The organism is Paractinoplanes rhizophilus (assembly GCF_042664765.1).
In the GTDB taxonomy this organism is placed as follows: Bacteria; Actinomycetota; Actinomycetes; order Mycobacteriales; family Micromonosporaceae; genus Actinoplanes; species Actinoplanes rhizophilus.
The window spans coordinates 65,234-88,955 of the sequence record NZ_JBHTBJ010000004.1 but is presented as its reverse complement, the minus strand read 5'-3'; the positions used below and the strand labels follow the sequence as shown (position 1 = coordinate 88,955).

21 protein-coding genes and 1 riboswitch are annotated in these 23,722 nt (G+C 72.5%); of the genes, 7 read left to right on the top strand and 14 right to left on the bottom strand.

What is annotated here, in order from left to right; translation table 11 throughout:
- Positions 1–130: 130 nt before the first annotated feature.
- The 3 genes from thrC to ACFQS1_RS07845 all read right to left on the bottom strand — a co-directional run bounded on the left by thrC (position 131) and on the right by ACFQS1_RS07845 (position 5,235).
- The gene (gene thrC / locus ACFQS1_RS07855; RefSeq protein ID WP_378965525.1) at positions 131–1,411 is read right to left on the bottom strand and encodes a threonine synthase; all 1,281 of its coding nucleotides are present in this window, start codon (positions 1,409–1,411) and stop codon (positions 131–133) included.
- A 10-nt stretch (positions 1,412–1,421) separates the two neighbouring features.
- Positions 1,422–1,560: riboswitch (SAM riboswitch) on the bottom strand.
- Between the two features lie 76 nt (positions 1,561–1,636).
- Positions 1,637–2,494 (bottom strand): ABC transporter permease, encoded by an 858-nt coding sequence (locus ACFQS1_RS07850; RefSeq protein WP_378965524.1) that lies wholly within the window; start codon positions 2,492–2,494, stop codon positions 1,637–1,639.
- Positions 2,491–5,235: an alpha/beta fold hydrolase gene (locus ACFQS1_RS07845; protein ID WP_378965523.1), complete on the bottom strand. Its 2,745-nt coding sequence runs from the start codon at positions 5,233–5,235 to the stop codon at positions 2,491–2,493. Before ACFQS1_RS07845 ends, ACFQS1_RS07850 begins: the two co-directional genes overlap by 4 nt.
- 57 nt (positions 5,236–5,292) lie before the next feature.
- On the opposite strand from ACFQS1_RS07845, the gene ACFQS1_RS07840 reads away from it, so the two are divergent.
- A complete protein-coding gene (locus ACFQS1_RS07840; RefSeq protein WP_378965522.1) occupies positions 5,293–7,554 on the top strand; it encodes an AAA family ATPase in 2,262 nt (753 codons plus the stop codon).
- A 52-nt stretch (positions 7,555–7,606) separates the two neighbouring features.
- On the opposite strand, the gene ACFQS1_RS07835 is transcribed toward ACFQS1_RS07840, so the two are convergent.
- The 4 genes from ACFQS1_RS07835 to ACFQS1_RS07820 all read right to left on the bottom strand — a co-directional run bounded on the left by ACFQS1_RS07835 (position 7,607) and on the right by ACFQS1_RS07820 (position 10,959).
- The gene (locus ACFQS1_RS07835; protein ID WP_378965521.1) at positions 7,607–7,969 is read right to left on the bottom strand and encodes a DUF3263 domain-containing protein; all 363 of its coding nucleotides are present in this window, start codon (positions 7,967–7,969) and stop codon (positions 7,607–7,609) included.
- Between the two features lie 80 nt (positions 7,970–8,049).
- Positions 8,050–9,057 carry an ABC transporter permease subunit gene (locus ACFQS1_RS07830; RefSeq protein WP_378965520.1) on the bottom strand — a complete coding sequence of 336 codons (1,008 nt, stop codon included), beginning with the start codon at positions 9,055–9,057 and terminating at the stop codon, positions 8,050–8,052.
- The gene (locus tag ACFQS1_RS07825) at positions 9,054–10,031 is read right to left on the bottom strand and encodes an ABC transporter ATP-binding protein (RefSeq protein ID WP_378965519.1); all 978 of its coding nucleotides are present in this window, start codon (positions 10,029–10,031) and stop codon (positions 9,054–9,056) included. Before ACFQS1_RS07825 ends, ACFQS1_RS07830 begins: the two co-directional genes overlap by 4 nt.
- A gap of 142 nt (positions 10,032–10,173) precedes the next feature.
- Positions 10,174–10,959 carry a DeoR/GlpR family DNA-binding transcription regulator gene (locus ACFQS1_RS07820; RefSeq protein WP_378965517.1) on the bottom strand — a complete coding sequence of 262 codons (786 nt, stop codon included), beginning with the start codon at positions 10,957–10,959 and terminating at the stop codon, positions 10,174–10,176.
- Between the two features lie 192 nt (positions 10,960–11,151).
- Here ACFQS1_RS07820 and ACFQS1_RS07815 point away from each other — a divergent pair, with 192 nt between their 5' ends.
- The 3 genes from ACFQS1_RS07815 to nagA are packed head-to-tail and all read left to right on the top strand — an operon-like array spanning position 11,152 to position 14,109.
- On the top strand, positions 11,152–12,075 hold the full coding sequence (locus ACFQS1_RS07815) for an SIS domain-containing protein (protein WP_378965516.1): 924 nt from the start codon (positions 11,152–11,154) through the stop codon (positions 12,073–12,075).
- 52 nt (positions 12,076–12,127) lie between these two features.
- Positions 12,128–13,006 carry an ROK family protein gene (locus tag ACFQS1_RS07810; protein ID WP_378965767.1) on the top strand — a complete coding sequence of 293 codons (879 nt, stop codon included), beginning with the start codon at positions 12,128–12,130 and terminating at the stop codon, positions 13,004–13,006.
- Entirely contained in the window at positions 13,003–14,109 is a 1,107-nt protein-coding gene (gene nagA, locus ACFQS1_RS07805) for an N-acetylglucosamine-6-phosphate deacetylase (RefSeq protein WP_378965515.1), read from the top strand. Before ACFQS1_RS07810 ends, nagA begins: the two co-directional genes overlap by 4 nt.
- Here nagA and ACFQS1_RS07800 read toward each other — a convergent pair.
- Entirely contained in the window at positions 14,060–14,758 is a 699-nt protein-coding gene (locus tag ACFQS1_RS07800; protein WP_378965513.1) for a phosphatase PAP2 family protein, read from the bottom strand. The two genes, nagA and ACFQS1_RS07800, sit on opposite strands and share 50 nt — an antisense overlap.
- A 10-nt stretch (positions 14,759–14,768) precedes the next feature.
- Positions 14,769–16,163 (bottom strand): trypsin-like serine peptidase, encoded by a 1,395-nt coding sequence (locus ACFQS1_RS07795; RefSeq protein WP_378965512.1) that lies wholly within the window; start codon positions 16,161–16,163, stop codon positions 14,769–14,771.
- A 116-nt stretch (positions 16,164–16,279) separates the two neighbouring features.
- Between ACFQS1_RS07795 and ACFQS1_RS07790 the strand changes: the two genes are divergently transcribed.
- Positions 16,280–17,500 (top strand): DUF4032 domain-containing protein, encoded by a 1,221-nt coding sequence (locus ACFQS1_RS07790; RefSeq protein ID WP_378965511.1) that lies wholly within the window; start codon positions 16,280–16,282, stop codon positions 17,498–17,500.
- On the opposite strand, the gene ACFQS1_RS07785 is transcribed toward ACFQS1_RS07790, so the two are convergent.
- Positions 17,480–19,258, bottom strand: coding sequence for a potassium channel family protein (locus tag ACFQS1_RS07785; RefSeq protein WP_378965509.1), 1,779 nt, complete (start codon positions 19,256–19,258; stop codon positions 17,480–17,482). The two genes, ACFQS1_RS07790 and ACFQS1_RS07785, sit on opposite strands and share 21 nt — an antisense overlap.
- A 114-nt stretch (positions 19,259–19,372) precedes the next feature.
- Between ACFQS1_RS07785 and ACFQS1_RS07780 the strand changes: the two genes are divergently transcribed.
- Positions 19,373–20,509, top strand: a complete 1,137-nt coding sequence (locus ACFQS1_RS07780) for a hypothetical protein (protein WP_378965508.1) — start codon at positions 19,373–19,375, stop codon at positions 20,507–20,509.
- Between the two features lie 81 nt (positions 20,510–20,590).
- Here ACFQS1_RS07780 and ACFQS1_RS07775 read toward each other — a convergent pair whose 3' ends face one another.
- The 4 genes from ACFQS1_RS07775 to ACFQS1_RS07760 are packed head-to-tail and all read right to left on the bottom strand — an operon-like array spanning position 20,591 to position 23,065.
- Positions 20,591–21,019, bottom strand: coding sequence for a YkvA family protein (locus tag ACFQS1_RS07775; protein ID WP_378965507.1), 429 nt, complete (start codon positions 21,017–21,019; stop codon positions 20,591–20,593).
- Positions 21,020–21,028: 9 nt separating this feature from the next.
- On the bottom strand, positions 21,029–22,207 hold the full coding sequence (locus tag ACFQS1_RS07770) for a low temperature requirement protein A (protein ID WP_378965505.1): 1,179 nt from the start codon (positions 22,205–22,207) through the stop codon (positions 21,029–21,031).
- Positions 22,200–22,631, bottom strand: coding sequence for a GNAT family N-acetyltransferase (locus tag ACFQS1_RS07765; RefSeq protein WP_378965503.1), 432 nt, complete (start codon positions 22,629–22,631; stop codon positions 22,200–22,202). The genes ACFQS1_RS07770 and ACFQS1_RS07765 overlap by 8 nt, the downstream gene beginning before the upstream one ends.
- Positions 22,632–22,666: 35 nt before the next feature.
- On the bottom strand, positions 22,667–23,065 hold the full coding sequence (locus tag ACFQS1_RS07760; RefSeq protein ID WP_378965502.1) for a nuclear transport factor 2 family protein: 399 nt from the start codon (positions 23,063–23,065) through the stop codon (positions 22,667–22,669).
- Positions 23,066–23,135: 70 nt separating this feature from the next.
- On the opposite strand from ACFQS1_RS07760, the gene ACFQS1_RS07755 reads away from it, so the two are divergent.
- Positions 23,136–23,696, top strand: a complete 561-nt coding sequence (locus ACFQS1_RS07755; protein ID WP_378965501.1) for a TetR/AcrR family transcriptional regulator — start codon at positions 23,136–23,138, stop codon at positions 23,694–23,696.
- Positions 23,697–23,722: the final 26 nt, after the last annotated feature.

Genomic DNA, 23,722 nt, shown 5'->3' with positions numbered 1-23,722 from the left:
AGCTCGAAGGTGAGGGGCCACGTACGGCGTCGGCCCTCCCGCAGAGAGCATCCTGCCGAGACTGTGACCGGTTCGCAAGTCCTCCGGGGGTGGAAACTTCAACTAATGGCAGACTCGCGATTACCGACCGTCATCCCAGCAGGCCAGCATCGCGGGCCCCGCGCAGCGACGGCTTGATCCGGTGGGTCGGCCCGACGAGGGCGGCAACCGCGTCCAGCGTCTTGAGGCCCTCGCCGGTGTTGTAGAAGACGGTCTCCTTCTCGGGGTCGAGCTTGCCGCTCGCCACCAGCTTCTTGAGGACCGCGACCGTGGTGCCGCCGGCCGTCTCGGCGAAGACGCCGGTCGTCTCGGCCAGCAGCCGGATGCCCTCGCGGATCTCCTCGTCGTCGGCGTAGTCCATCCAGCCGCCGGTGCGGCGCACCGACTCGATCGCGTACGCCCCGGCGGCCGGGTCGCCGATGTTCAGCGACTTCGCGATGCCGGTCGGCTTCACCGGGACGATCTCGCCGGTCCCGTCGTGCAGCGCCACCGCGATCGGGTTGCAGCCGGCCGACTGGGCGCCGAAGACTCGCCAGCCGCCCTCGGGCGCGGTGGCCAGGCCGATCTCGACCAGCTCCTGGAACGCCTTGTCCACCTTGGTGAGCAGCTCGCCGGAGGCCATCGGGATGACCACCTGGGCGGGGATGCGCCAGCCGAGCTGCTCGGCCACCTCGTAGCCGAGCGTCTTGGAGCCCTCGGCGTAGAACGGCCGCACGTTCACGTTGACGAACGCGGTGTCCTCGAACTCGTCGGTCTCGACCAGCTCGCCGCAGAGGCGGTTCACGTCGTCGTACGACCCCTCGATGGCGACCAGCTCCCCGCCGTAGACCGCAGTCGTGATGACCTTGCCCAGCTCCAGGTCGTACGGGATGAAGACGATGCTCGGCACGCCGGCCCGGGCCGCGTGGGCGGCGACCGAGTTGGCCAGGTTGCCGGTCGAGGCGCAGGCGAAGCGGCGGAAGCCGAGACCGCGGGCGGCGGTGAGCGCCACCGAGACGACCCGGTCCTTGAACGAGTGGGTCGGATTGGCCGAATCGTCCTTGACGTACAGCGGCGCGCGCAGCCCGACGGCGGCGGCCAGGGCGGGGGCGCTGACCAGCGGGGTCAGGCCGGGGTCGAGGGTGACCCGGGTAGCCGGGTCCTGGCCGGCCGGCAGCAGGCCGGCGTAACGCCAGATGTTCTGCGGACCGGCCTCGATCTGCTCCCGGGTCACCCGCGCGAGCGCGGCCTGGTCGTAGGCCACCTCGAGCGGGCCGAAACACTCGTAACAGGCGTGCTGGGCGATCAGCGGGTACTCCGCGCCGCACGCGCGGCAGGCGAGCCCGCGGGCGGGCGAGTCGGTGGTCGAGGGTGTGCTGACGGCAGACGTCATCGAGGCCTTCCTCTCATCTTTCCCCGCCGGCGACCTGCCGGGCCGGGGACGGAATTAGCACCTGCCACGCGTGAGGCCTCTTCATCGAGACATGCGTAGTGGTTGCCGGGGCTTCATCGGGCCGTTCCCTCTGCCCCTCTGGATGAGGTATTCAGTTGTGTTTCCCACACCCTACGTCGCGGTCCGGCCAACCCGGAGTCGGTATCCCAGGGTGTGAGCCAGGACCTACGACGTGATGTCCTTGCGGGTGAACCGCCAGAACGCCAGCGACCAGAACAGCGTCGCGTAGCAGACCGCCGCGATCGCGCCCTTGACCAGGTCGTCGACCTGCGCAGGGGTGGAGAGCAGGCCGAGCCAGGCGTCGCTGTAGTGGGTGGGCAGGCCGACCCGGAGGCTGCCGAGCGCGGTGATCTGGTCGAGGATGCTGGACAGGATCCAGAGCAGCACCGCGCCGCCCACCGCGCCCAGCGCCGCGTCGGTCAGCACCGAGAGCAGGAACGCCAGGCCCGCCACGACGAGCAGGATCACCGCCAGGTAGGCGACCACGCCGAGCAGCCGCAGCAGGCCCTCGCCGGCCGGAATGGCGGCGGCCACGGTGCTGCCGAGCGGGTGCCAGCCGTACCGCAGCGTGCCGATCAGCAGGGCGGTGGTAACCAAGATCAAGAGCGCCAGCAACGAGTACGCCAGCGCGACCACCAGCTTGACCGCGAGCAGCCGGGCCCGGGGCACCGGGATCGCCAGCAGGTAGCGCAAACTCCCCCAGCTGGCCTCGCTCGCGATCGGGTCGCCGCAGAACAGCGCCACCACCACGACCAGCAGGAAGCCGGCCGAGACCGCGAGGCAGAACAGCGCGAAGTTGAGCCCGCCCGAGGTGGCCAGGTCGACCAGGCTGCCGAACGCGCCGCCACCGTTGCGGTCGTCGTCCCCGCCGCTCCCGCCGAACTCGAAGGCGACCAGGATGATGATCGGAAGCAGAACCATGAAACCCAAGGCCAATTGGGTACGCCTGCGCGTGGCCTGCCGCCGCACCTCGGCCCACAGGGGCAGCGTCGCCGACGACGAATACCCCGTCACCGCGCTCATCGGTCCCCACTTCCCCGCGAGTTGTCGCCCACCAGGGCCAGGAACGCGTCTTCGAGCCGCCGCCGCGGCACCACCCGGTCGACGTCGACGCCCGCCCGCACCAGCGACGCCACCACCTCGGCGCGCGGCGTGCCGTTCATGTCCACGATCAGGCCGGTCGCGCCGTCCGGCGTCACCGACCGCACGCCGAGGTCCTCGAGCACCCGCGACGCGGCCGGCACGTCGGAGACGTCGAGCAGCACCGACGGCGACTCGCCGACGATCTCGTCGACCGGGCCGGACGCCACGATCCGCCCCTTGTTGACCACCACCGCGTGCGTGCAGGTCTGCTCCACCTCGGCGAGCAGGTGGCTGGAGACCAGCACGGCCCGGCCGTCGGTCGCGTACCGCTTGAGGACCCGGCGCATCTCGGCGATCTGCGGCGGGTCGAGCCCGTCGGTCGGCTCGTCGAGCACCAGCAGCTCGGGCAGGCCCAGCATGGCCTGGGCGATCGCCAGCCGCTGCCGCATGCCGTGGCTGTACTTGCGGGTCTTGCGGTGCACCGAGTCGCCCAGACCGGCGATCTCGAGCGCCTCTGCGAAGTGGGCGTCCTCCTCCGGCCGTCCGGTCGCCCGCCAGTACGCCCGGAGGTTGTCGTAGCCGCTGAGGTGCGGCAGGAAGCCCGGCCCCTCGACCAGCGCGCCGACCCGGGACAGGACCGGCGCGCCCGGCGTGAGCCGGTGGCCGAAGACCAGGGCGTCGCCGCCGGTCGGCATGGTCAGGCCCATCAGCACCCGCAGCGTGGTGGTCTTGCCGGCGCCGTTCGGGCCGAGCAGGCCGACGACCTGACCCCGCCGCACGGTGAAGCTGATCTCCTCGACGGCCACGAACCCGTCCGCGTACGCCTTGCGCAGATCGCGCACGACCAGCGGCGTGTCGGCGTACTCGCCGATCACCTCGTCGTGCCGGCGCCGCCGCAGCCGCCGGCGCACGAGCAGCACCACCGCCAGGCCCAGCACGATCGCCACCACCAGGCCGGCGAGCACGTAACGCCAGATCGTCTGCGGATTCGCGATCGGGGTGCCGACCACGGTCGGCAGGGTGATCTCTCCGCCCGCCCGCACGGTGTAGACGGCCGGCCGCGCCGGGGTGAGGAAGGCCTGGTCGCTGGTGGCGACCACGACGCGTACGGTGTGGCCCGCGTCGATCCGCCGCACGATCGCCGGCAGCGTGACCGGCACCTCGCTCGCCTGCTCGATCGAGGCCGGCAGGCCGGTCAGCCGCACCGGGGCGACCAGGCCGGCGCTCAGCGTCTCGGCGCCCGCCTCGTCGACGTCGTAGAGCTTGACGAACAGCGTCGCCTCCCCGGTCGGCGAGGCCGCGCGCAGCCGCACGACCGGCGCGCCGGCCACCTCGATCGCGCTGGTCAGCGGCGTGGACTCGAACGTCGCGAACTGGCCCGGGATGTCGCCCGCGATGCCGCCGAGCAGCTGGCTGAGCCGACCGCCGGCGCCGGGCAGCGAGGAGAGGGCGGCCGGGTTGCCGTTGGGCGGGTTGGCGATCGGCTGCGCCGATCCGGCGAGGGAGACCTGGGTGCTTCCGGTGCCGCTCAGGCCGGGGTACGACTTCGTCGAGTACCCGTTCGTGACCAGGTCGCGGTCGAGCGCGCTGAAGCCGGCCACCCGGGAGTAGGTGAAGCTGTTCTCGGGGGCGTCGCCGGCACCCTTCACGTAGTGGTCGAGCCATTGGACGGTCAGGAACTTGAGCCTGTCCTGGTCGGTCTGCGGCCCGGCGCCGCCGTCGTGGCCGCCGGTGAACCAGGCCACCCGCACCGGGGTGCCGTTGGCGGCGATGCCGCGCGCGTTCGCGTCGCCCTCGGAGAGCGGGAACAGCGTGTCCACCTCGCCCTGGATCAGCAACGTCGGCGCCTTGATCCGGTCGAGCACGGTGGCCGGGCTCGACCTCGTCAGCAGGGCGGTGGTCGCCGCGTCCGGCGTGCCGGTGGTGGCGAGCTGCAAATACGCCTGGCAGACATCGGCGGCGAACCGCCCGCACGCGGGATCGCTGTGGCCCGTCGCCGGGGCGTCCGGCTGCCCCACTGCGGCGCCGTTGCCGAAATACAGGCCGGCCCAGCCCTTCTTGAACACGCCGGTCGCGGCGGTGCCGGCGGACTGCGGCAGGAAGACCTTGGTCAGGTCGTTCCAGGTGATCGACGGGACGATCGCGTCGACCCGCTGGTCCTGGCCGGCCAGCAGCAGCGCGAGGCCGCCGCCGTAGGAGCCGCCGACCACGCCCACCCGCGGGTCGCCGGCCGCGTCGAGCCGCACCTCGGGGCGCGCGGCCAGCCAGTCGAGCAGCCGCTGCGCGTCCTTGACCTCGTAGTCGGGGCTGTCCAGGTGGATCTGGCCGCCGCTGCGGCCGAAGCCCTGGGCGGTCCAGGTCAGCACCGCGTAGCCGCGCTCGGCCAGCGACTCGGCGTCGTCGCGCACCGACTCCTTGGTGCCGCCGAAGCCGTGCGCGAGCAGCACCGCCGGCACCCTCTGGTCGCGGTCGCGGGGCAGGTAGAAGCGCGTGTCGAGCTGGACCGTCTCGGCGTCGGCCGGGCCGGTGCGCACGGTGATCCGCTGGTCGGTGGCCCGCCAGCCGGGCGTGTCGGGCCAGACCGCCCAGCCGACGAGCCCGGCCACCAGCACGAGAACGGCGGAGCCGGCGATGACGCGGCGACGAGTGACCGCTTTGCGCAGGCGGCCCGACAATGACATGCGCCAAAGCTATCCGGCGCGATCTGAGCCTCGGCTGTGAGCGCTACTTTGTATGCCGTGGCCGATGAACTGACTCTGACCGTGACCCTTCGGCCTGCGGCCCTCGACGCCCGGCGCGGCATCGTCCGGCTCCACCCCGAGGTGATGGCCGCCCTCGCGATCAACCCCGGCGATCCGGTACGCCTGGCCGGCGCCCGCACGACCGCGGGCGTGGCCGCCCGGGCCGAGGCGACCGCGAGCCGGGCCCTGCTGTACGCCGACGACCTGACGATCGGCAACCTCGGCATGCGCGACGGCGGCCAGGTCACGATCGCGCCGCTGCCGGTGGTCGAGGCGCGCCGGGTCACGCTCACCGGCCCGCCCGAGATCGTCGCCGTGGTCTCCCCCGAGATGCTGCGGCTCGCTCTGCTCGGCAAGGTGGTCAGCGCCGGCGACGACGTCTCGCTGCTGCCGCAGGACGTGCTGCCCGACGCCGGCAACCGCTCGCTGGTCGAGGCGGCCCGGCGCAGCCTCGCCAACCGGGTCGGGTACGGCTGGACCAGCGCCCTGCTCACCGTGGCGGCCGTCGACGACATCGACGCGGCCCTGGTGACCATGGACACCGTGGTCGGCTGGACCGACGGGTACCACACCACCGGCGGCACCGCCGCCACCCCGGCGGTCCGCGCCGGCGCGCCGGCCGCCACCGACCCCGAGGTGCCGCCGCCCAGCCTCGACGACCTGCCCGGCCTGCGCGCCCAGGCCAAGGAGCTGGAGGAGCTGCTCGACCTCGGCTTCCACCACGGCGAGGTGCTGGCCCGGCTCGGCACCAAGGTGTCGCTCGGCGTGCTGATCTCCGGGCCGTCCGGCTCGGGCAAGTCGGCGCTGGTCCGGGCGGTCGCCGCCAAGGTCGGGGCCCGGGTGCTGCCGGCCTGGGCGCCGGCGCTGGCCGCGCTCACCAACGACGCCGCCGCCCACCAGCTGCGCGCCCTCGCCCGCGAGGCGCGCGGTTCGGCCCCGGCGCGTCCCGGGTCCGCCACGCCCGCCGCCGGGCCGGACGCCGGCGGCCCGGCGGTGCTGCTGCTCTCCGACGTCGAGGCGCTCGCCCCGCGCGCGGATCCGGGCCCGCTCGCCACCGTCTTCCGGCAAATGCTCGAGGAAACCGTGCGGGCCGGCGTCGCCGTGGTCTGCACCACCAGCCGGCCCGAGTCGGTCGATCCGTCGCTGCGCGCGCCCGACCTGCTCGCCGTCCAGCTGGCCGTGCCGCTGCCGGACGCGGCCATGCGCCGCGAGCAGCTCGGCGTGCTCACCCGGGGCATGCCGCTCGCCGAGGACGTACGCCTGGACGAGGTCTCCGGCCGTACCCCCGGATTTGTCGCCGCCGACCTCGGCGCGCTCGCCCGCGAGGCCGGTGTCCGTGCCGCCTTGCGGCAGAAGGACGCCGAGTCACCCACCGTGACCATGGCCGACTTCGAGGCCGCGCTCGACGTCGTGCGCCCCACCTCGATGGCCGAGTCCACGCTCGAGGTCGCCGCGGTGACCCTCGACGACGTGGGCGCCCTCACGGACGTCAAGCAGGTGCTCACCGAGTCGGTGCTGTGGCCGCTCACCTACCCCGACACGTTCGCCCGCCTCGGCGTCTCCCCGCCGCGCGGCGTGCTGCTCTACGGCCCGCCCGGCTGCGGCAAGACGTACCTGGTCAAGGCGATCGCCGGCACCGGCAAGGCCAACGTGCTCTCGGTCAAGGGCGCCGAGCTGCTCAGCAAGTGGGTCGGCGACAGCGAGCGGGCCGTACGCGAACTGTTCCGCCGGGCCCGCGAGGCCGCACCGACGCTGGTCTTCCTGGACGAGGTGGACGCGCTCGCGCCCACCCGCGGGCAGTCCACCGACGGCGGCACGGCCGACCGGGTGGTGGCGGCGCTGCTCACCGAGCTCGACGGGGTGGAGGAGCTGCGCAACGTCGTGGTGATCGGCGCGACCAACCGGCCCGACCTGATCGACCCGGCGCTGCTGCGGCCGGGGCGGCTCGAGCGTCTGGTCTACGTGCCGCCGCCGGACGGTTCGGCCCGCGCCGCGATCCTGCGCGCCTCGGCCAAGAGCGTGCCGCTCGACGAGTCGGTCGACCTGGACGAGCTCGGCGCCGATCTCGACGGCTTCTCGGCGGCCGACTGCGCGGCGCTGATCCGCGAGTCGGCGCTGGCCGCGATGCGCGACTCACTTGAGGCGACCATCGTGACGGCCGCGAATGTGGCGACCGCCCGCGAGCGGGTGCGGGCCTCCCTCGACCCGGCGCAGGTCGCCTGGCTGGCGACGTACGCGAAAGCCCATCAGCCCGGCTGACGGCCACCGGCCGGCGCAACCTTCGGCCGGCCGTGCGCCGCCCGGCGGAAGGTCAACGACGGCGCGTGCGGGCCCGGGTGGCCCGGAGGCGCCGCAGGCGGCCGACCAGAACCGGATCGTGCTCGGTGGCCTCGGGCTTGTCGAGAAGCGCGTTGAGCAGCTGGTAGTAGCGGGTCGAGGAGAGCGCGAAGGTGTCGCGGATCGCCTGCTCCTTGGCGCCGGCGTGCTTCCACCAGCGGGCCTCGAAGGCGAGGATCTCGCGCTCGCGATCGGTGAGGGCGGGCTTGTCCCCGGCCGCCTCCCCGGTTGCTCGCTGGGCCGGAATCTGCTGCGGCGCGCCGGACTCGTCGGGCGAGCCGTCGCTCGGGTCAGGGGCGGGGCGATCCGACGAGGGGTCCGCGGCGGCGGGCTGCATGCTGCTCCAAACACGAGGGCGGGGGCCGCCAGCAGCATAAATCGCCGGCGGCCCCGGTGCACGGGCAGCTCGACGTTACCTCACGTTATGTCCCGCCTACGCATTGTCCAAATTGCGCCGCCCACCACGAGCAGGAACAGCGCCGCCATGGCGCCGCCCGCCAGCTGCCAGGTGATGGTCAGCGTCTCGGGCTGACAGCCGCCGAGCGGCGAGACGTCGCAGGAGGTGTAGTCCTGGGCGACGTACTCCTTGTTCAGCCAAGCGAAGATCCAGAACGGCGCCAGATAGAGCTCCGGGAACTTCACGTTGGCCAGGCTGAGCACGGTGAGCAGGCCGAACTGGAGCACGACGATCACGCCGATGGCCACGCCCAGGGCCATCGCGGTGTGCCGGCCCAGCGAGGCCAGGCCGAAGCCGAGCGCGCCGGCCAGCAGCACGAGCACCAGGCCGCGCACCTCCATCAGCCCGATCGACTGCCAGGCGCCGCCGGTCATGCTCTCGGTCGAGCCGCGCGCCTGCGCGATGAGATAGAAGCCGACCGTCCACAGCACGCCGAGCACCGCCGTCAGGGCGGCCGCGCTGGTCAGCAGCACCAGCAGCTTGGTGCCGAGGACCTGCAGCCGCCGGGGACGCCAGAGCAGCAGGTTCATCATGCCGCCGCTGCTCCATTCGGCCCCCACGAACGAGGCGCCGACGATGTACGCGACGAGCGCCAGCACCGCCGCGAACGTGGTCACCATCTCGGGGAACTTGTCCCGGAAGTCGAAGGTGGCCGGCATGTACCACTCCGGGTCGAAATCGGACTGCTGCGGCGCCGAGATCTCGCAGTTCGGCGGGAAGTTGCCGGCGTCGGCCGTACCCTGCGCCGCCTGGCACTCCTGCACGATCCGGTTCGTCTCCTGCACCGACTCCTGGTAGTTCCGCTGGGCCTCGGCCTTGGCCCGCGCGACCGTCTCCGGGCCGACCCGCTGGTTGCTGAGGAAGACGCCGGCCGCCACGGCGGCCAGCACCAGCAGGCCGCAGAGCACGAAGAGCTTGGTGAAACGGCGCTTGACCAGCCGCCGGGTCTCGGCTTTGTACAGGCTCACTGACCCCACCCACCCGGCGCGCTCACCTGGTCGACCTGACGGTTCTGCCCCTCGACCGGTGCGGTGCCGGTGAGCTCCAGGAAGACGCTCTCCAGGTCGGCCGCGATCGGGGCGAGCTCGCTGACATAGATCTGCTTCTCGGCGAGGATCCGGGTGATCTGCGCCGGGTTGCCGGCGTTGCCCACCACGAAGTGATCGTCCCGCAGGGTCACCTCGGCGCCGTTGCCGCGCAGCAGCTCGGCCGCGCCCAGCAGGTCGACGCCCGGCTCCAGCCGCACCTTCACGCTGCTCGAGGAATGGCGGGCCAGCACGTCGGCGACCGAGCCGGCCGCCACCCGCCTCCCGGCCGAGATGATCGTGACCTGGTCGCAGATCAGCTGGATCTCGCCGAGGATGTGGCTGGACAGCAGCACGGTCATCCCCGACTCGGCGAGGTTGCGCATCAGCGTGCGCATCTCCCGGATGCCGCCCGGGTCGAGCCCGTTCGCCGGCTCGTCGAGAATCAGCAGCTTGGGCTCCTTGAGCAGCGCCGAGGCGACCGCGAGCCGCTGCTTCATGCCGAGCGAGTAGGTGCGCACCCGCTCCCGGGCCCGATCACGCAGGCCGACCAGCTCCAGCACGGCGGTGACCCGCTCCTTCTTCAGCCCGCCGGCGTCGGCCAGGAGCGAGAGCGTGTCCCGCGCCGTGAAGTTGCCGAAGAACTGCGGGCTCTCCACGATCGCCCCGACGCTCCCGGCCACCTCGGGCAGCCGTCGCGGCACCTCCTGCCCGAACAACGCCATGCGCCCGCCGTTGGGCCGGATCAGCCCGAGCAGCGTACGCAGCGTGGTCGTCTTGCCGGACCCGTTCGGCCCCAGGAACCCATGCACCTGCCCGGCCCCGACCACCATGTCGAAGCCATCGAGAGCGCGGCGCACGCCCTTCCGGCTGCGATAGGTTTTCCGCAGCCCAGCTATCTCGAGTACGGCATCCATGCCGCGAGACTCTAGGCAGCCTCGTCAATATCCGGCAGCCCGGAACGCGGAAATCTCCCCCGGCAGCGCATCGTCGTTCACCTCGCCCACGTCGACCGCTCGCAGCCTCGCCGCCAGAGATCGCTCGATCAGGCGTCGACGTTCACGCGGTGATGACGTGGACGCCGGCCTCGCGGAAGGCGGCGACCGTCGCCGGCGGGGCGCCGGAGTCGGTGACCAGGGTTTCGATCTTGGTGATGGGGCAGATGCGGGCGAACGCGTGCCCGCCCAGCTTCGACGAGTCGGCGATGACCACGACCCGCTTCGCGCGGGCGACCATCAGGCTGTTCATCGCGGCCTCGCCCTCGTGGTGCGAGGCGGCGCCCAGCTCCACGTCGAGGGCGTCCACGCCCAGCAGCACGATGTCGAGGGTGACCTCCTTCAGCAGGGCGCCGCCGAGCGGGCCCACCACCTCGAAGGACTGCGGGCGGACCACGCCGCCGGCGACCACGATCTTCATGCGGGAGCGGACCAGCAGCTCGTTGGCGATGTTCAGGGCGTTGGTCACCACCGTGAGCTGGCTGCCCTCGCCGCCGGCGTTGAGGTCGGGGCGCACGGCCAGCGCCCGCGCGACCTCGGTGACCGTGGTGCCGCCGTTGAGGCCGACGACCGTGCCGGGGGTGACCAGGCCGGCCGCGGCCTCGCCGATGCGCTGCTTCTCGGCGCTGTGCTTGGCGCTCTTGTAGCGCAGCGGCAGGTCGTAGGAGACGCCGTTGGCGACCGCGCCGCCCCGGGTGCGGGTGATCATCTGCTGCTGGGCCAGCTGGTCGAAGTCGCGCCTGATGGTGGCCTGCGAGACGGCCAGGCGCTCGGACGCGTCCTCGACGCTGACCCGGCCGTTCTCGGCGAGTAGCTCGAGCAGGGCATTCCACCGCGCGTACCGGTCCACCACCACACTCCCGATGCACGTTCTGTGATAAGTGTGTGCACATTAGTGCGCGAAAGGCCGGGAAGCAAAGCTCCGCGCTGCGCGGTCCAGCGACGACGGTTGCGTCGGTGCGTCCGTTCCGCGCAGAATGGCGCTCGAAAAAGCCGGGAACCGAGCGCTTATGCGCATCCGCGACGGTGTGAAGGGTGGCCCATGACGCACGTCAAGGCGGAGATCGCGAGCCAGCCGGACTGCTGGCGTCTCGCCGCCAAGCTGGCCGGCTCTCCGGGCCTTCCGGCCCGCGGCGAGCGGGTCGCGGTGGTCGGTTGCGGCACGTCGTGGTTCATGGCGATGGCGTACGCGTCGTTGCGCGAGCGCGCCGGCGAGGGCGAGACCGACGCGTTCCAGGCCTCCGAGTTCCCGCACGGCCGGCGCTACGACCGGGTCGTGGCGATCACCCGCTCGGGCACCACCACCGAGATCGTCGACCTGCTGAACGCCCTGGACGGCCACATCCCGACGACGGTGCTGACCGCGGCCGCCGAGCAGCCCGCCGGCCGGACGGCCACCAGCGCGATCGTGCTCGACTTCGCCGACGAGGAGTCGGTGGTGCAGACCCGCTTCGCCACCAGCGCCCTCGCGCTGCTGCGCGCCCACCTCGGCGAGGAGATCGACCCGGTGGCCGCGGACGCCGAGGTCGCGGTGCGCCTGCCGCTGCCGGTGCACCCGGCGCTGGCCGAGCAGATCACGTTCCTGGGCCGGGGCTGGACCATCGGCCTGGCCCACGAGGCGGCGCTCAAGTGCCGCGAGGCCGCGTCGTACTGGGCCGAGGCGTACCCGGCCATGGACTACCGGCACGGGCCGATCTCGATCGCCGGGCCGCGCCGCGTGGTGTGGGCGTTCGGCGACGTCCCGGTGGGCCTGGCCGACGACGTGGAGGCGACCGGCGCCGCGTTCGTGCACAGCCGCTACCACGGCGGGTACGCCGCGCTGGGCCGCTGGTGCGGCGGCCGCGCCCCGCTCGACCCGATGGCCGACCTGGTGCTGGCCCAGCGGGTGGCGGTGCTGCTGGCCACCAGCCAGGGCCTCGACCCGGACAGCCCGCGCCACCTGACCCGCTCCGTCGTCCTCGGGTGAGAGCCAAGTGAGCGACCACGTCGTCGTTGCCCTCGATGTCGGCGGCACCGGAATGAAGTGCGCCCTGGTCCGCCCGGACGGCACGGTCCACCACGAGGAGCGGCACCCCACCCTGGCCAGCCGCGGCCCCGAGGCGGTCACCGAGAACATCCTGCAGATCGCGGCCGGCCTGGCCGCGAAGGCCCGTGCCGACGGGCTCGAACCGGTGGCCGTCGGCATCGCCGTGCCCGGCGTGGTCGACGAGGAGAACGGCGTCGCGGTCTGGTCCGCCAACGTCGGCTTCCGCGATGTGCCGATCAAGCAGCGCCTGGAGGAGCGGCTCGGCCTCCCGGCGGCGCTCGGTCATGACGTACGCGTCGGCGGCATCGCCGAAGCCCGCCTCGGCGCCGGTCGGGGCGAGCGCCACGTCCTTTTCGCGGCGATCGGCACGGGGATCGCCGCCGCCCTGGTGATCAACGGTGTCGGCTACCACGGCGCCCATGGCGCGGCCGGCGAGCTCGGCCACATCGTCGTCCGTCCCGGCGGCCCGGAATGTCCCTGCGGGGCGAGGGGCTGCCTGGAGGCGATCGCCTCGGCCCGCGCGATCGGCGCCAGATATGCCGAGTTATCCGGCAAAAGCGATGCGACGGCGTTCACGGTGGTCAGCAGCATAAATACCGACAAAGTGGCGCGACTCGTGTGGCACGAGGCCATCGAGGCGCTCGCCGACGGTCTCATCACCGCTCAGGCATTGTTCGACGTGAGCGTTCTCGTCCTCGGCGGGGGCCTGGCGGAGGCGGGCGACACCCTGATAACGCCGCTGACCAGGGAGATGGAGAAGCGGCTCACCTTCCACCGCATGCCCAGGATCGTCACCGCCGCCCTGGGCGACACCGCCGGCTGCAAGGGCGCCGCCCTGCTCGCCCTCGACCACCTGGAGCAGACCAAGTGACCCGGATCAGCGGCCGCATCGTCCGCCCCGGCGCGGTCGTCCCCGGCCACGTCGAGATCGACGGCCCCACCATCGTCGACGTGGCGGCCGACAACCGGGCCGGCGACGACATCATCGTGCCCGGCTTCGTCGACCTGCACTGCCACGGCGGCGGTGGCCACACGTTCACCACCGGCGACGCCGCCGACGCCCGCGCCGCGGCCGCGTTCCACCTGGCGCACGGCACCACGACGATGCTCGCCAGCCTGGTCAGCTCGCCGTTCGAGCTGATGCGCGACGCCACCCGCGACTATCTGCCGCTGGTCGCCGACCGCACGCTCGCCGGCGTGCACTACGAGGGCCCGTACCTGTCGGGCGCCCGCTGCGGCGCGCAGAACCCGGAGTTCCTGCGCGACCCGTCCGTCCCCGAGCTCGCCGAGCTGATCAGGGTGGGCGAGAGCCGGGCGGTGCGCATGGTGACCCTCGCCCCCGAGCTGCCGGGCGCCACCGAAGCCATCGCCTTCCTGCGCGAGCACGGGGTGCTGGCGGCCGTGGGACACACCGATGCGACGTACGCGGAAACCAAAGCCGGCCTGGCGGCCGGCGCGACCGTCGGCACCCACCTGTTCAACGGCATGCGTCCGCCGCACCACCGCGAGCCCGGACCGGTGATCGGGTTGCTCGACTCGATCGCGGTGTGCGAGCTGATCGCGGACAACATCCACCTGCACCCCGGGATGCTGGCATTCGCCGCCCGCAGCGCCGGCCCGGACCGCGCCGCCCTGGTCACCGACGCGATGGACGCCGCCGGCATGCCGGACGGCAAATACGAGCTGGGCGGCCAGGAGGTCGTCGTGGCCGACCGGGTGGCCCGGCTGGCCCGCAACGGCTCGATCGCCGGCAGCACGCTGACCATGGACGCGGCGCTGCGCAACGCGGTCGCCGCCGGGATCCCGCTCGAGGACGCGGCCGCGATGGCCTCTACCACCCCGGCCCGGGCGCTGGGCCTGGACGACGAGGTCGGCGCCCTGGAGGCGGGTCTGCGGGCCGACCTGGTCGTGCTCGACGCCGGCCTCACCGTCCAGCGCGTGATGCGGGCAGGAACCTGGGTACCGACCGGGTGATGAGGCGCGCCAGGACGAGGCCCAGCAGCACCCCGGCGACCGAGTCGGTCAGCCAGTGGAATCCGGTGTAGACGGTGGTTCCGAAGAGGATCACCACCGGAACGACGCGGATGGTCCAGAACTCCCAACCAACGAGTGGCCGGCGCAGGATGAAGGCGACAAGGATCGCGATCACCGCATACCACGCGAGCGAGTTGCCCATGTGCCCCGAGGGATAGCTCATCGCCTCGGCGCCGGACGCATACGGGTTGAACATCACCACGGCGTCGGGGCCGTCGAAGCGGGGCGCGGCCCGATCGGCCCAGATCTTGAGCGGGCCGATGGTGATGTAGGTCAGCACGAACGCGGCCACGAACGGCAGCACCGCCCGCCACGACCGCGTGCGGTAGGCCAGGATGCCGGTCAGGATCAGCGCGACCGGCATCAGCACCTGGCCGCCCTGCCCGAGGTAGTTGAGGACCCGGGCGGTCCAGTAGACCGGCGCCGGCTGGTGCGCGAGGGCCCAGTCGGCCACCCGCTGATCGAGCGTCAGCAGGTGGCCTCTCGCCAGCGCGAACGTGAGCCCGGCGAACGCCGCGACCAGCACGAGGTCGAACCACCAGCCCAGGATCGGGCGGGTGCGCACGGGCGTCGGGATCGTCTGGGTCACGCCCTCAAAGTTAGAGGTACGCGCGCAACCGGCTCGCCAGCAGGTCGCCGCGCACCCCCGAGTTGGGGCAGCCGCCGAAGTGGTGCAGGGCGACGACCCGGTTGGTGGCGCGGGACAGCACCGGCGAGCCGGACGACCCGCCCTCGGTGTCGCAGTAGTACGCGACGTCGGAGTTCGCGGCGTACCCGGTGTAGCTCGGGTCCGCCACGGAGCAGTTGCCGGCCCGCTCGCCCAGCGAGCCGGCGATCCGGGTGGGCTCGCCGGCCGGGTGCTGCGGCACGTAGAGCTCCTGGTTCTTGGCCGGGCGGGTGGAGTCGAGCAGGAGGTACCCGAACTTCTTCACGGCGTTGAAGTCGCCGACGCTGAACAGCGTGTAGTCGTACACGTGGTCGGTGGAGAGCACCTTCTCCCCCCAGACCTTGGTGGGCCGGAAGACGTCGTACCCGCCGCAGCTCGCGCACTGGTAGTTGAACCAGACCTCGGTGTCGTAGGCCTCGCTCGACGTGGTGAAGCAGTGGTTGTTGGTGAGCATGCGGTTGTTGGGGCCGACCCGCCAGCCGGTGCACAGCTCGGTTCCGTTGATCAGCAGCCGGGCGATCGCCTTGGACTTGGTGTAGGCGACCGGGTCGGCCGAGCGGTAGCAGACCGCGTCGGCCGAGGTGTCGCTGCCGCAGACCGACTCCTCGCGTCCGGTGCTCCCCGGCGCGGTGAGCTGCTCGTCGGGCTGCCGGGCCTGCTCGGTACGGCTGAAGCCGCGGGCCACCTTGTCGATGTCGACGCCGAGCCGGCCGAGCACCGCGCCGAGGCCCAGGGCGTCGGCGGTGCGATGCATCTCGACCACCGCGGTGTCGCCGGTGACCGACATCGCCCACTTGTCCACCGCGCCGGTCTCGAGCAGCTTCGGCGCGTCGTACCGGTAGGACTCCTTGCCGTCCGGGCTGGAGACGGTGAGATAGTCGCCGGGCAGCATCGCCATCTTGCGGAAATGCAGCTTGACGTAGGAGGCGCCGGGGTAGCGGAAGGTCTCCTTCCGCGGCCCCCGGCCCAGGTATCCGAGCAGCCGGTCGACGCGGAGCAGCTCGCCGACGCGCTGCCGGCCGTCGGCCGCGACGGCGGACTCGAGCGGCCGCTGCCGGCCCTTCTCGGTCCGGTCCGGGGTCGCGGTGGCCGGGCCGGCGGTCGCGGCGGGTGAGACCGTCTGGCCGGCGGCTGCCTGCGGCGCCGCGGAGGTCGGTGGTCCGGCCAGTCGTTGCTGTTCAGCGGCTACTTGCGTACGGGTGACAGCAGGCGCCTCGTGCCAGGTGCCGACCGGGCCCTTCGCGGTCGGCCACGCCGTCGCGCCGGCCACCCCGGCCAGCGCCAGGGCCGCGCACGCCCCGAGGGCTAAGCCTGACTTCCGTCGCATCCTCAACCGCCATTCACGTCATACCAGGGGACATATGTGCTATTCCGGCGTTCTCGCACTTGTGTAACGAGACACCCGCGCCCACGACGCGCGGCCGAGACGGGCACACTTAGTCGGTGCGCATCACGTCCGCCCTCATCGACCCGGCGCTGCTGGACCTGCCGTGGGGCGTCCCGCTCGAGGAGTGGCCGGCCGATCACCTGGTCGCCCTGCCGCAGGGCATCTCCCGGCACATCGTCCGGTTCGTCAAGCTCAACGAGACGGTCTACGCCCTGAAGGAGACCCGCGAGCGGATCGCCGAAAAGGAGTACGACCTCCTGCGCGCGCTCGAGCGGATCGACTTCCCCGCGGTCGAGGCGGTCGCGACCGTCACCGACCGGCACGACGCGAACGGCGAGCCGCTCGAGACCATCCTGATCACCCGGCACCTGCAGTTCTCGCTGCCGTACCGCGCGCTCTTCTCCCACGTGCTCCGCCCCGAGACGCTCAACCGGCTGCTCGACGCGCTGGTCGCGCTGATCGTCCGGATGCACCTGACCGGCTTCTCCTGGGGCGACTGCTCGCTGTCCAACACGCTGTTCCGGCGGGACGCGGGCGCGTTCGCGGCGTACCTGGTGGACGCCGAGACCGGCAACCTCTACCCGAAGCTCTCCGAGGGCCAGCGCAGCGAGGACATCGAGATCGCGCGGCTGAACATCTTCGGCGAGTGCCTCGACCTGCAGGCCGCCGAGCTGCTGCACGAGTCGATCGACCCGGAGATGGTGGTCGACGACATCGTGGCCCGCTACGAGCGGCTGTGGCACGAGGTCACCTACGAACAGAAGGTCGCGCGGCCGGCCGCGCGGCACGACATCGAGCGCCGGATCCGGCGGCTCAACGAGCTCGGCTTCGACGTCGCCGAGGTGGACATGTCCACGGTGGACGAGGGCTATCGGGTACGCCCGAAGGTGGTCGACGCCGGCTATCACACCCGCCGCCTGCTGCGCCTGACCGGCCTCGACGCCGAGGAGAACCAGGCGCGTCAGCTGCTCAACGACCTGGACACGTACCGGGCGGAGAGCGACCTGACCGACGAGCAGCAGGCCGCGCACCGCTGGCTCACCGAGGTCTTCGAGCCGGTGGTGCGGGCGGTGCCGGCCGGCATGCGCCGCAAGCTCGAGCCACAGGAGATCTTCACCCAGGTCATCCAGCACAAGTGGCTGATGTCGGAAAAAGCCGGCCGCGACGTCGGCATGGCGGCGGCGGTGCAGTCGTACCTGGCCGACGTCCTGTCCCGCAAGCCCGATGAGCAGGCCATCCTGGGCGTCGAGGTCAGCTCACTGGCCGGCGGACTCTAGCGCCGGGGTCGCCTCCTGGAGGAGGGCCCGCAGGCCGGCCCGGCGGGCCACCACCACGACCTCGTCACCGGCCGCCAGCACCCGCCGCCGGTCGGGCGACCAGTCGACCCACTCCTCGCCGGCCGCCCGCATGCTGATCACCCGGGCGCTCCGCGGGCGGTCGAGGCTGGCCAGCGGCGCGCCGTCCAGGGCCGACCCGGCCAGCACCTGCACCGTCGCCACGAGCACCGCGTGCCGGTCGACCGGGATCGTCGCCAGCACCTCGCGGTCGAGCATCGCGGCCGCGAAGATCGGCGCGCACAGCCGGGAGACGCTGCGCGAGATGTTGATGTTGAAGGCGTCGCCGACCCGGCGGGCGAAGTCGTCGTCGAACAGGCGCAGCACCAGCCGGATGTCCGGGCGGGCGGCCCGGGCGTGCAGCGCGGCCTGCAGGTTGACCGCGTCGTCGGTGGAGAGCACGAGCAGCGCCCGGCACGTGTCGATCGAGGCGGCCCGCAGGATCTCTTCGCGGGACGCGTCGCCGACGATCAGCGGCACGCCCAGCTCGTCGGCGACCCGGGCGCCGCGCGCGTCCGGCGCGCGGTCGATCGCCACCACGTCGATGCCGAGGTCGTCGAGCTGGCGCAGCACCCGGGTGCCGACGTTGCCGAGGCCGACCAGCACCACGTGGTCGGCGTGCAGGCCGAGCACCTCGCCGCGGTCGCGGGCCAGCCGGGCCTTGACCACCCCGTCGACGATCGCCGCGGTGATCAACGGGATCAGCGCGACGCCGGCGATGGTGAGCACGACCTGGGCGGCCTGCGCCACCGGGTTGCGGTCGGGCTCCACATCGGACGAGCCGACCACGGTGAGCAGCGTCAGGTAGACCGACTCCCAGAAGCCGTGCACGCCGGTGCGGCCGGCCAGGACCGCACCGGCGGCCACCATCACCACCAGGGCGATGAGCACCGGGATCAGCAGCTTGCGGGTCACCCCGACGCGCAGCACGCGGCGCAGCGACAGCCAGGGACGATACCGCCGGCCCGCGCGGGCCAGCCGGCGGGTGGCCGCGTCCTCGCCGGCCGAGCGGCCCACCGCCTCGGCCAGCACCAGGTCGCTCGGGATCCGCTCGCCGGGACCGGGCTCGGCCGGCAGCACCGCGATCTCCGCCTCGCCGGCCGGGGCGGTCAGCGTGAGCACCACCGAGCTCTCGGCCACCTCGCCGCGGCGGGCGACGTAGAGCGTGCGGCCGGCATACCGGAAATGGGTGGGCGCGACGCCGCCGAGGGCCGAGGCGACGAACGCGGGCGCAGCCATCCCGGCATCGGAAAGCACGGCGCAGTCGGTGAACAGACGGCGCACACCTTGTGCGAGACCGGTGGTGAACATGCGGATCACGAGACGCAGATCGCCCTCGACCGCGCGGGCACACAACGCCGCATGCAAATTGACCATATCGTCCGGCATAACTAGGGCGAGCGCGGCGGCGCCGGCCAGACCGGCGTCGCGGAAGGTGGGCTCGTCGAGGCGGGCGGCGGTGATGACGCGTACGCCCCGGGCCTGCAGATCGTCGAATCCGGGCACGTCGGGCCGCAGATCGGGCGGGACGATCACGGTGAGGCGCAGCGGGCGGCCGGAACTGATCAGCTCCTCGGCGAGTGTCCAGACCAGAGCGTCGGCGCCGCACACCAGATAGTGCGGCCGGTCGTCGCCGGTGCGGTCGCGCAGCCGGGACACCAGCGACCGGCGCGGGATCTCTTTTGCCGGTTCGAGCGCCACGCCCGCGATCGTAGCCAGCCGGAACCCGTTCGCGGGGCCGCTCGTTGCCCCTTCCGACGCTATTCGTCCGAGTTTGCACAGTTACCGCAATCCCGAATTGCCAGGAGGAGATCAGTGCGCAAGTGGTGGTATGCCGGGGCCGTGGTCGCGAGCGGGGTGTTCCTGTTCGGCGGCGCCGGGCCCGCGCAGGCCGACCTGCTGCCCGGAACCGGAACAGCCGAGCAGCAGGCGGACGAGCAACTAGCCCGAATCCTCGGTCAGAGCAACGGGATCAACGTGGAGAACCCGCTCCGCTACAGCACGATGGGCGCCACGCCGGTGGGTTCGACGCCGGTGCTCCAGTTCAAGGCCGGGCAGAACACGCCCGACCTCAACCCGGTGCTGCCGGGCGAGTCCACTCAGGACACCCGGCCCGACGGGGTCCTGCCGGCCGCCGACGTGGTCGGCCGGCCGCACCGGCTCGGCGACCGGCTGGGCGTGCGGAACCTCAACATGCCGCAGACGTCGGTGGCCAACATGCGGTTGTTCCGCGCGTGGTTCGCCGGGCTGCTGCCGGACGGCGACCTGTCCGGCGCGATGCGGTGGCCGACGCCGCGCCAGGCCGAGACCTTCGACGGCGGGATGCCGCTGCTCGGCGGGCTGGGCGGGCTGCTGCCGGTGAACGGGCGGCCCGCGGCCGGCAACGGACCGGACACCGGGAGCCTGCCGGCGGGTGGCATCGCCATCGTCCCGGGCGCCGCGGCCACGACGCCGCCGACGTTCGGCCAGACCGCCGCCAACCCGGGCGCCGCCGCCAATGCCGGTGCCGCCGACCTCGGTGCCGCCACCACCGGTGCGAACTCCAGTGCGGCCGACCCGGGTGCCGCCACCACCGGCGCGACCAACCCTGGTGCCACCACCGCCGGCGCGGCCAACCCAACCGGCACCAACCTGACCGGCACCAACCCCGCCGGTGTCGCCAACCCGGTCGGGCTGGCCAACCCGGTTGGCTTGATCAACCCAGGGGGCCTGACCAACCCCGCCGGCGCCGGCGTGCAACTGCCGGCGGCCCAGCAGAACAAGCCGGCCGCCGCCGGGCAGAAGCCGGCCCAGCACAAGCCTGCCCAGCAGAAGCCCGCCCAGCACAAGCCCGCCGCGAGCCCCGCCGACCCGCGCTTGCACGAGGAGCCCGTCGACAACGACGCGTCGGCTCGCCGGGCGTTCTCACCCGGCGGCCGCCCGGTCGCGGGCGTCGACGAGCAGTATCGCTAAGAGAACCACGCAGAATGCCCGCCGCAACCGGCGGGCATTCTGCGTTCTATGAGCGTCCGCCGCAACCACAGCGGGGGACGCTCAGCGTCCGGCGGCGTCCGCGGCCGGTGGGAGGCCGGTCAGGCGGCTCAGTGCCGCGAAGCCCTCGTCGGTGCCGGGCCAATGCCGGCGGACGGCGTCGAGGCCGGCGCGGCGGACGGTGGAGCGCAGGACGGCGACCACGATGATGGCGTCGTCGGCGTGGCCGAGGACCGGGATGAAGTCCGGGATCAGGTCGAACGGGACCGCCAGGTAGGCGAGCAGCAGCCCGAGGCGTACCCGCACGCCGCGCGGCAGGCTGCGGTCGGCGGCGAGCCGGCTCAGCAGCCGCAGCAGGTCGGGCAGGAGCCGCAGCGCCTCCCTCAGCTGCGCGCGACCGGGCTTGGCGACCAGCAGGGCGATCAGGAGCGCGAGCCAGACGATCAGCAGCGCCGCGGCGACGCCGATCAGCGTCCGCCACCACCAGGCCATGACCGCACGTTAGCCGACCCGGTCGGGGACGCGGCGGCCAAGCGTCACGTTGATGGCGACCAGAACGGTCAGCAGGACGGCCAGCAGCTCCAGCGTGGCCGGGGCCAGTGGGGTCAGCAGGGCCAGCACCGCGGCGACCGGGAAGGCTGCCAGCATCGGGCCGCTCTGGTGCGGGCGGATGTGCAGCAACCAGACGAAGAACAGGTAGACCGCGACCGGTACGGCGATCGCGTAGCCGGCCAGCACCGAGGAGATCTCGGCGTGGTGGGTCACGTGGTCGATCGAGACGCCCAGGCCGGCGCCAACCGCGGCGGCCGACGCGAAGATGAAGTAGTGGCCGTAGCCCCACAGCATCGAGGCGCGCAGCGAGCTGAGCAGGTGGTGGGCCGAGCGATCGAAGTACAGCCACCAGAGGCCGAAGACGACCACCAGGCCGGACACGGCCAGTTGGATCAGCCCGGCCACGTGCTCGCCCTCGTCGAGCGCGCCGCGGAAGGCGACGGTGGCGGCCGCGACCGACTCGCCGAGCACGATGATGGTGAACAGGCCGTACCGCTCGGTGACGTGGTGCGGGTGGTAGGTGGTCGGGCCGCCGGGCGCGCGCTCGGCCCAGATCGGCACCGCCAGCTCGAGGATGACGAGCAGGACAAAGACGGGTACGACCGGCCACGACTCGGGCACGGCCAGGCGCAGCAGCCAGAACACCTGGAGGGCGCCCACGCCGATGGCGTAGCGCAGCGCGGTGGCCCTGCGCCGCGGGTCGGACCGGGCGGCGCGCAGCCATTGGAAGACCAGGGCGAGCCGCATCACCACGTACCCGATGGTGATGACCCGGAAGTCGCTCTCCTCGAACGCCGGGCTCACCCCGGCCGCGAGCACCAGCGCGCCGGCGATCTGGACGAACGTGGTGATCCGGTAGACGTCGTCGTCGGTGTCGTAGGCCGAGGCGAACCAGGTGAAGTTCATCCAGGCCCACCAGATGGCGAAGAAGACCATCAGGAAGCCGCGGAGACCGTGCAGCACGTGGTGCTCGGCGATGCTGTGGTGCAGGGGCGCGGCGGCCTGGGCGACGGCCACCACGAAACAGAGGTCGAAAAAGAGCTCGAGTGGGGTGGAGACGCGGAACTGCTCGTCGGACGACCGGCCCACCATCGGCGTGAGGAAACGCCGCTCGCGCTGCTCAGACATCGATCCCTCCGTCGATCAGATCCCAGTTGAGCAGCCGGAACGGCGCCTCGTCGGTGGCGCCGGCGCGGCGGTACGTGGCCAGGGCCGCGTCGTTGTCGACCTCGGTGCCGACCCACATGCCGTAGCAGCCGTTGCGGCGGGCGATCGCGGCGAGCTCGGCCACGAGCCGCGCCCCGATGCCCTGGAGGCGGGCGGCCGGTGCGACACCGAGCTCGTAGATGAACATCTCGGTGCCCTTGTCGGGATGGATCATCTCCACACCCGAGATCATGCCCACGGCACGACCGCTTTCGTCGTACGCGAAAAGCAGATGATGCCCGGGGTGCGCGAGAAATCGCTCGGTCGCCGCCGGGATCGGCGGCGCATCGAAGAGGTCCGCCGCCGCTGCCACCGCGTCGGAGCTCAAGATCCGTTCGATCCGCATGCGGAGCACTTTAGGCAGCGATTATCACGGCCGGGTCATGCTCCCATCGCCTGGGCGATCGCCTGGGTGTCCTGATACTCCCGCCAGTGGACGACCTTGCCGTCGCGGACCCGGAGCACGCAGATCAGGTCGGTCGCGCCGCGCTCGCCGGTCGCGAGCCGCACGCCGCCCAGCGTGTACTCCACCACGATGACCTCGGGGTCGGAGGTCTCGTGCACGGCGCCGACCGAGCACCGGTCGATGCGGAACGGCATCGCCTCGCGAGCCGCGGCGGCCATCGCCAGGAACGCGGACTTTCCCTCGATCCGGCGCGGGCGGCCGGGCGCGGCGAACGGCCACTCGACCACGACGTCGTCGGCCAGATGGTCCCCGGTCACCTCGCCGGTCAGAGCCTCCGGTCGCATCGCCCTCTCGAACACCTCGCGCGGTTCCATGACGCCTCCTAAGATGAGTCACGACTCAGGTAAATTATGAGTCTCGACTCACTTTGTCAACGGAGCTGCCATGTCGCCACGCGCCGACGCCGTCCGCAACCGCGCGAAGATCCTGGAGGTCGCCACGCGGGTCTTCGCCGAGCAGGGCGCGGCCGCCTCCACCGAGCAGGTCGCGGCCGAGGCCGGGGTCGCGATCGGCACGATCTTCCGGCACTTCCCGACCAAGGCCGACCTGCTCGCCGCGATCATGAAGGACACGCTGGCCGGGCTGGCCGAGCGGATGGCCGCCCCGGACGCCACGCTGTTCGGCGTCTTCACCGCGCTGGTCGCCGAGGCCGCCGCCAAGCGCTCGGTGATCGACCTGCTCCCCGGGCTGGAGGTGGACGAGGCGATCGCCCGGTTCCGGGAGGTCGTGGCCGGGCTGCTCGCCCGCGCGCGGGAGCGGGGCGAGGTCAGTCCGGAGATCGAAGCCGACGAGGTGATGGCGCTGCTCGTCGCCGTCTGCCAGGGTGCGTTGCGTGGCGGGTGGCCGCCCGCGCTGCAGCGCCGCACCCTGTCGATCGTCTTCGACGGCCTGCGGCCCGCGCCGGCGGCCGGAGTGCGGCCCGCACCGGGCACGGGAGTGTCGTAGGCGGGTCGTAGCATGACGGGGCCGAG